At 55.7% G+C, this 481-nt stretch carries 1 protein-coding gene; it reads right to left on the reverse strand.

The window, feature by feature from the left end; genetic code table 11:
- A partial coding sequence (locus tag LKK83_RS28775; protein WP_324634898.1) for a calcium-binding protein occupies positions 1–481 on the reverse strand: 481 nt, incomplete at both ends.

The raw sequence follows: 481 nt of genomic DNA on the forward strand, positions 1-481 counted from the left end.
ATGATGTCGTCGCCGTCGTTGCCTGAGATGTTGTCGTCTCCGGCATCTCCTTGGATGCTGTCGTTGCCGAGGTTGCCAGCGATAATGTCGTTGTTGTCGCCACCACTGATGGTGTCTTCGCCGTCATCTCCGGTGATGCTGTCGTCTCCGGCATCTCCGAAGATTTGGTCATTATGGTTGCCGCCGGATATGGTGTCCTTGTCGTTGCCGCCGGAGATGGTGTCGAGACCATCGTTACCTTCGATACTGTCGTTGCCGTCGTTGCCTTCTATATAATCTTGGTCGGCATTGCCGGTGATGTTGTCGTCTCCGGCATCTCCTTGGATATTGTCGTTGCCGCTGTCGCCGGTGATGCGATCGTTGTCGTCTCCGCCGGAAATGGTGTCGTTGTCTTCGTTGCCAGCGATGTTGTCGTCTCCGGCATCTCCTTGGATGCTGTCGTTGCCGAGGTTGCCTGCGATAATGTCGTTGTTGTCGCCAC

The sequence above is a fragment of the Phormidium sp. CCY1219 genome (genome assembly GCF_035615515.1).
Taxonomy (GTDB): Bacteria; Cyanobacteriota; Cyanobacteriia; order Cyanobacteriales; family Laspinemataceae; genus CCY1219.